The sequence below is a fragment of the Streptomyces calidiresistens genome, assembly GCF_014141525.1.
Lineage (GTDB): Bacteria > Actinomycetota > Actinomycetes > Streptomycetales > Streptomycetaceae > Streptomyces > Streptomyces calidiresistens.
In genome coordinates, this window is the sequence record NZ_VKHS01000244.1 from 1 (window position 1) to 6,723 (window position 6,723).

Annotated in this window: 6 protein-coding genes; 4 read left to right on the forward strand and 2 right to left on the reverse strand. The window is 75.5% G+C overall.

What is annotated here, in order from left to right; translation table 11 throughout:
• From FOE67_RS12210 to FOE67_RS12220, 3 genes are all read left to right on the forward strand, one after another.
• A partial coding sequence (locus tag FOE67_RS12210) for an ABC transporter permease (RefSeq protein WP_182663481.1) occupies positions 1-735 on the forward strand: 735 nt, incomplete at its 5' end.
• On the forward strand, positions 732-1,844 hold the full coding sequence (locus FOE67_RS12215; RefSeq protein ID WP_182663483.1) for an ABC transporter ATP-binding protein: 1,113 nt from the start codon (positions 732-734) through the stop codon (positions 1,842-1,844). The genes FOE67_RS12210 and FOE67_RS12215, both read left to right, overlap by 4 nt.
• Complete coding sequence (locus FOE67_RS12220; RefSeq protein WP_182663485.1) at positions 1,841-2,608, forward strand: helical backbone metal receptor; 768 nt, start codon at positions 1,841-1,843, stop codon at positions 2,606-2,608. Before FOE67_RS12215 ends, FOE67_RS12220 begins: the two co-directional genes overlap by 4 nt.
• Here FOE67_RS12220 and FOE67_RS12225 read toward each other — a convergent pair.
• On the reverse strand, positions 2,531-3,289 hold the full coding sequence (locus tag FOE67_RS12225; protein ID WP_182663489.1) for a gamma-glutamyl-gamma-aminobutyrate hydrolase family protein: 759 nt from the start codon (positions 3,287-3,289) through the stop codon (positions 2,531-2,533). The two genes, FOE67_RS12220 and FOE67_RS12225, sit on opposite strands and share 78 nt — an antisense overlap.
• A gap of 519 nt (positions 3,290-3,808) precedes the next feature.
• Between FOE67_RS12225 and FOE67_RS12230 the strand changes: the two genes are divergently transcribed.
• A complete protein-coding gene (locus tag FOE67_RS12230) occupies positions 3,809-5,263 on the forward strand; it encodes a LuxR C-terminal-related transcriptional regulator (protein ID WP_228473809.1) in 1,455 nt (484 codons plus the stop codon).
• A gap of 131 nt (positions 5,264-5,394) precedes the next feature.
• On the opposite strand, the gene FOE67_RS12235 is transcribed toward FOE67_RS12230, so the two are convergent.
• Positions 5,395-6,588 carry a winged helix-turn-helix domain-containing protein gene (locus FOE67_RS12235; RefSeq protein WP_228473810.1) on the reverse strand — a complete coding sequence of 398 codons (1,194 nt, stop codon included), beginning with the start codon at positions 6,586-6,588 and terminating at the stop codon, positions 5,395-5,397.
• Positions 6,589-6,723 lie beyond the last annotated feature (135 nt).

Consider the following 6,723-nt stretch of genomic DNA (forward strand, 5'->3'; position numbering starts at 1 on the left):
CCCCTGGGCCGCCTCGCCCCCCTCGCCCTGCTCTGGTGCGCGACGATCGCCTCCGCCGCGCTGCTGCTGCCCGTCGGCACCCTGGTGTGGTGGATCGTCACCGGCTCCTCCGCGGCCTGGCAGCCCGCCGCGCTCGCCGCCACCGCCTGGTCCACGATCGCGGTCGCCGCCGCCGGGGCCGCGCTGACCACGCTCCTGGCCCTGCCGGTGGGCGTGATCGCCGCCAGGTACCGCAGTCGCGCCTCCCGCCTGCTGGAACAGGCGTCGTACGCCGCCCACGCGCTGCCGGGCATCACCGTCGCGCTGGCCTTCGTCTTCCTCTCGGTCCGCTACGCCCGGCCCCTGTACCAGGAGTACCCCCTGCTGGTGATCGCCTACGCGGCGCTCTTCCTCCCCCTGGCCGTCACCGGGGTGCGCACCGCCGTCCAGCAGTCCCCGGCCGTCCTGGAGGACGTCGCCCGGTCGCTGGGGCACGGTCCGCTCTCCGTGCTGCGGAGGGTCACCCTCCCGCTGGCCGCCCCCGGGGTCGCCGCCGGCGCGGCCCTGACCTTCGTGGTCATCATGAAGGAGTTGCCGCTCACCCTGTTGCTGCGGCCCAGCGGCATGGACACCCTGGCCACCCGCCTGTGGACCCACACCGAGAACCAGGCCCACGCGGCCGCCGCCCCCTACGCCCTGGCGCTGATCCTCATCGCCGCCGTTCCCGCCCACCTCCTGGGGAGACACCGCTCGTGAACGACCTGAGCGTCCGTGGCCTCGTGAAGTCCCACGGCTCCGACGGCCCCGTCCTGCGCGGTCTGGACCTGCACGCCGGAGCGGGCGACCTGGTCGCCGTCCTCGGCCCCTCCGGCTGCGGCAAGACCACCCTGCTGCGGGTGATCGCCGGGTTCCTGCGGGCCGACGCCGGCACCGTCACCGTCGGCGGGCGGGTGCTCACCGCACCCGGCACCCACGTTCCGCCGGAACGACGGGCGGTGGGCATCGTGGCCCAGGAGGGCGCCCTCTTCCCCCATCTGGACGTCGCCCGCAACGTGGCCTTCGGGCTCACCGACCTCTCCCGGGCCGAGCGACGCCGGAGGGTGGCGGAGATGCTCGACCTGGTGGGCCTGGCCGAGCACGGCCGGCGGATGCCGCACGAACTCTCCGGCGGTCAGCAGCAGCGGGTCTCGCTCGCCCGGGCGCTGGCGCCCCGCCCCGCCCTCGTGCTGCTCGACGAACCCTTCAACGCCCTGGACAGTTCCCTGCGGCACGGCCTGCGCGCGGACGTGCGCGCCGCCCTGCGGGCCGGCGGCGCCACCGCCCTGCTGGTCACCCACGACCAGCAGGAGGCGCTGTCCGTCGCCGATTCCGTGGCGGTGGTCCGCGACGGCCGCGTCGTCCAGCAGGACGATCCGCGCCGGCTCTACCACCATCCCGTGGACGCCCGGGTCGCGCGGTTCGTCGGCGACGCCGTGGTCCTGCCCGGAACGGTGGAGGGCGCCGCCGGGGACCGCGCCGGCACCCCGCTCGGCGAGATCCGGCTGCCCGGGGACGCCTCGGCCGGCCCCGCGGGGCCCGTGGGGCCCGGAACCCCGGTCACGGTGCTGCTGCGGCCCGAACAACTCCTCCTCCGCCCGCCGGGGACGGCGGTCGGCGGCACGGTCGAGGACGTCCACTTCTACGGCCACGACGCGGTGGTCACCGTGCGGGTGGCCGGGCTGGAACGCCCGGTGGAGGTGCGTCACGCGGGGGCGGTGGAGGTGCGGCCCGGCGATCCCACCGGTCTGGTGGTCACCGGCCCGGCCCTGTTGTGCACGCCGGGGGCCGTTCCGGAGCCGTCGGCCGTGGCGGGGGCGGCCCGGTGAGCGCCGGCCGGGCCGGCCCCGCGCCCCGCCGGGTCGTCAGCCTGGTGCCCTCGCTCACCGAGGCCATCGCCTCCGGCGCCCCCGACCTCCTGGTCGGCGTCACCGACTGGTGCACCCACCCCGCCGACCTCGCGGCCGAGCGGATCGGTGGGACGAAGAACCCCGACCCGGCGCGGATCCTCGCCCTGGCCCCCGACCTGGTGGTCGCCAACGAGGAGGAGAACCGCCCCGCCGACATCGAGGCGCTGCGCGCCGCGGGCCTGACCGTCCTGGTCACCGTGATCCGCACCCTCGGGGAGGCCTTCGACGAACTGGAGCGGGTCCTGGTGGCCGGCTGCCGGCTGCCCCGTCCCCGGTGGTGGGAGGAGGCCCGCGAGAACTGGCACGCGTGCCGGCCGGTGGTCGACGCCCGGGTGGTGGTGCCGATCTGGCGCCGTCCCTGGATGGTGCTGGGGCGCGACACCTTCGCCGGGGACCTGCTGGGCCGGTTGGGGGCCCACAACCTCCTCGCGGACCACGCCGAGCGCTACCCGCGCCTCCCGCTGCCCGCGCTGCGCGCCGCCGGTGCCGACCTGGTGGTCCTTCCCGACGAGCCGTACGCCTTCGGACCGGACGACGGGCCGGAGGCCTTCCCGGAACTGCCCGCCGCCCTCGTCGACGGGCGCTCGCTCACCTGGTACGGCCCCTCACTGGTGGAGGCGCCCCGACGGCTGGGCGCCGCCCTCCTCGACCCGCTGCCGCCCGCCGGGACGGGGAAGCCCTGACCGTCGGTCGGCGGCCCGGACGACCAGTTCCTCCATCAGCCGCAGGTCCTCCCCGGCCTCCGGGTGCCACTGCACCCCCAGCGCGAACCCGGCGGAGGGCAGCTCGACCGCCTCCACCGTCCCGTCCGCCGCCCGGGCACCGACCACCAGGCCCTCGGCGAGCCGGTCCACCGCCTGGTGGTGATGGGTCGCGACCTCCGGGGTCCCGGGGCCCAGCAACTCCGCCAGTCGGGTGCCCGGCACCGGTCGCACCGGATGGAATTCCCAGGTGCCGGGTGCGCCGACGTGGCCGTCCAGGTGCTGGATCAGCGTTCCGCCCAGCACCACGTTCATCAGCTGCATGCCCCGGCACACCCCCAGCAGCGGGACGTCGGCCTCCAGCGCGGCCGCGATCAGCGCCGTCTCCCAGGCGTCGCGCTCGGGTGCGGGCGGGCCGGTCCGGGGGTCGCGGCCGGCGCCGTACCGGGCGGGGTCCACGTCCGGACCGCCCGCCACCACGATGCCGTCCAGCCGTTCCACCACCGCCCGTGCCGCGCCCGGCGCGGGGTCCGGCGGCAGCAGCAGGGCCGTGCCGCCGGCCCGCTGCACCAGCCGGTGGTAGTCGGCGGGCAGCAGCGCGGCGGGCAGCTCCCAGGGGCCCCACCGGACCACCGGTTCCAGATAGGTGCTCACCCCGATCATCGGTGCCGCCGCCGCGGCCGGGGCCTCCCGCCGTTCCACGATCACGCTCCCGTGGGTCCGCCGCCGGCGCGCCGCGGTGCCACGCGCCCCCGGATGGTGGTTTCCCGATGCCGACTCCCACGGCGCGCATGGACGGGGGTCCGACCCGGGCACCCGTACCCTATGGCATCCGGCAGCAGTGATCGGGAGGGCCCACTCGTGACCCCAGCGGACCGCACACCCCCGCTTTCCGTCGAGGAACTGCGGGCCCGGGTCGATCTCGGCGAGATCGACACCGTGGTCGTGGCCTTCACCGACATGCAGGGGCGCCTGCAGGGCAAGCGGTTCGCCGCCCGGCACTTCCTCGACGAGGTGCTCCGCCACGGCACCGAGGCCTGCGCCTACCTGCTGGCGGTGGACGTGGAGATGAACACCGTCGACGGTTACGCCATGTCCTCCTGGGAGACCGGTTACGGGGACTTCGTCCTCCACCCCGACGCGACCACCGTGCGCCGGGTCCCCTGGCACCCGGCCACCGCCATGGTCACCGCCGACCTCGCCTGGCCCGACGGTCGGCCCGTGGCGGCCTGTCCGCGCGGCATCCTGCGCCGTCAGCTCGAACGGCTGGCCGAACGCGGCTGGACCGCCCTGGTCGGCACGGAACTGGAGTTCATGGTCTTCCGGGAGAGCTACGAGGCCGCCGGCGAGGCCGGTTACCGCCGGCTCACCCCCGTGAACCGCTACAACGTCGACTACTCCCTGCTGGGCACCGGCCGGATCGAACCCCTGCTGCGCCGCATCCGCAACGGCATGGCCGGCGCCGGGATGGTCGTGGAGTCGGCCAAGGGCGAGTGCAACCTCGGACAGCACGAGATCGTCTTCCGCTACGCCGACGCCCTGACCACCTGCGACCAGCACTCGATCTACAAGACCGGGGCCAAGGAGATCGCCGCGGACGAGGGGGTCTCGCTGACCTTCATGGCCAAGTACGACGAGCGGGAGGGCAACTCCTGCCACATCCACCTCTCGTTGCGCGACGAGGCCGGCCGCCCCGTCTTCGCGACCGGGCCCGGGTCCGGTCCCGACGACATGTCGCGGACCATGCGGTCCTTCCTCGCCGGTCAACTCGCCTCGCTGCGGGAGTTCTCCCTGCTGTACGCGCCCACCATCAACGCCTACAAGCGCTTCCGTCCCGGTTCCTTCGCCCCCACCGCCGTGGCCTGGGGGCCGGACAACCGCACCTGCGCCCTGCGGGTGGTCGGCCACGGCCCGGGGCTGCGCCTGGAGAACCGGGTGCCGGGCGGCGACGTCAATCCCCACCTGGCCGTCGCCGGGATGATCGCGGCCGGTCTGGACGGCGTGGACCGGGAACTGGAGCCGCCCGCCCCCTGCACCGGAAACGCCTACTCCGCCCCGGCCGGCCCCGACGGCCACGTGCCGCGCACCCTGCGCGAGGCCGCCGACCTGCTGCCGGACATCGTGCTGATGGACGTGCGGATGCCCCGCCGGGGCGGGATCGAGGCGTGTACCGCGATCAAGGAGGTGGCCCCCAGCGCACGGATCATCATGCTGACGATCAGTGACGAGGAGGCCGACCTCTACGAGGCGATCAAGGCGGGTGCCACGGGGTACCTGCTCAAGGAGATCTCCACCGACGAGGTCACCGCCGCGATCCGGGCCGTGGCCGACGGCCAGTCCCAGATCAGTCCCTCGATGGCGGTGAAACTGCTCACCGAGTTCAAGGCGATGGTCCAGCGCACGGGCGAGGAACAACGCCTCGTGCCGGCGCCCCGGTTGACCGCCCGCGAGCTGGAGGTGCTCAAGCTCGTCGCCACCGGCAGGAACAACCGGGAGATCGCCCGCGACCTGTACATCAGCGAGAACACCGTCAAGAACCACGTCCGGAACATCCTGGAGAAGCTGCAACTGCACTCCCGGATGGAGGCCGTGGTGTACGCGGTGCGGGAGAAGATCCTCGACCTCGGGGGCGGTTGAGGGACCGGCCCGCCGGTCCCCGCGGCCACCGGCCCCGGGGACCGCGTGAACGGCGACCCCGGGCCCGGGCCGATGCGGGGACCGGCGGCGCGCCGGACGCCACCCCCGGGGTGGCGCCCGCCGCGACGGCCTCAGGAGCCGATGCCCCCCGGCACGGGGTCCGCCGCCTCCCCGAGGGCCTCCACCAGCGGCGGCGCGGCGGTGGCCGGGACCACCCGCTCCACCCGGATCCGCTCGGCCCCCACCCACCCCGCGGCCTCGCGCAGTGCGGCGGCCACCGCCGGCGCCGACCGCGACGCGGCGGCGGGGGTGCCCTCGAAACCGACCCGCCGGGCGACCAGGACCCCGCCGCGTTCCCGGGCCGGGTCCACCCGGGCGATCAGCCGCCCGCCGGCGAGCACCGGCATCGCGAAGTAGCCGTGGACCCGCTTCTCCTTCGGGGTGTAGGCCTCCAGCCGGTGCACCATGCCGAAGATCCGCTCGGTGCGGCGCCGATCCCAGATCAGGGAGTCGAAGGGGGACAGCAGGGTGGTGCGGTGCCGCCCGCGCGCCGGCTCCCGCAGCGCGGTCGGGTCCGCCCACGCCGGCTCCCGCCACCCCTCGACCGCCACCGGCACCAGGTCGGTCCCGGGCAGCGCCCGCGCGACGGAGGCGACGGACAGGCGGTGTTGATCGGCCAGGTCGGCGACGGTGCCCACGCCCAGGGCCCGCCCCGCCCGGGTCACCAGCTCCCGCACGCAGACCTCGTCGTCGAGGTCGTCGTGGAACAGGTCCCCGGGGACGGCCCGCTCGGCGAGCTCGTACACCCGCTTCCAACCGCGCCGCTCGCGGCAGACCACCTCACCGACGTCCAGCAGCCACTCCACCGCGATCTTCGTCTGCGACCAGTCCCACCAGGGGCCGCCGCGCTTGGCGCCGCCCAGCTCGGTCGCGGTCAGCGGCCCCTCGGCGGCGAGCCGCTCCCGAACCGCGGAGAGGGCGGCGGCGGAGTCCTCCAACTCGTGCCACCGGTATCCCCGGGCGCGCCGGGCCCGGCGGCGGAAGGCGAACAGCGGCCAGTCCTCGATGGGGAGGATGCAGGCCGCGTGCGACCAGTACTCGAAGGAGTGACCGGGGGTCCAGTAGGCGGCCTCCACGGCGGGTCTGCCGACGGCGCCCAGGCGGGCGTAGGGAACCAGCTCGTGCGAGCGGGCCAGCACCGAGATGGTGTCCAACTGCACCGCGCCCAGCCTGCGCAGCATGCCGTGCACGCCGGCGCGGTGGTCGGGCGCGCCGAGCAGCCCCTGGGCGCGCAGCACGATCCGGCGGGCGTCGTCCGCCGACAGCTCCGCCTCCGGCGCCGGGCCGGGACGGGATCCGCGCCGGGCGGCACGGCCCCCGGCACCCCGCGCCGTGTCGTCCCCACCGGTGGGCGCCGGCTCCGGGTCGGGTGGGCCGGCGCCCACCGGTGGGGACGACAC

Bases quoted from the DNA above. Each gene is read 5' to 3' on its own strand.
- FOE67_RS12225 (WP_182663489.1), bottom strand. From the start codon at position 3,289: ATGATCGGGGTGAGCACCTATCTGGAACCGGTGGTCCGGTGGGGCCCC.
- FOE67_RS12230 (WP_228473809.1), top strand. From the start codon at position 3,809: ATGGTCACCGCCGACCTCGCCTGGCCCGACGGTCGGCCCGTGGCGGCC.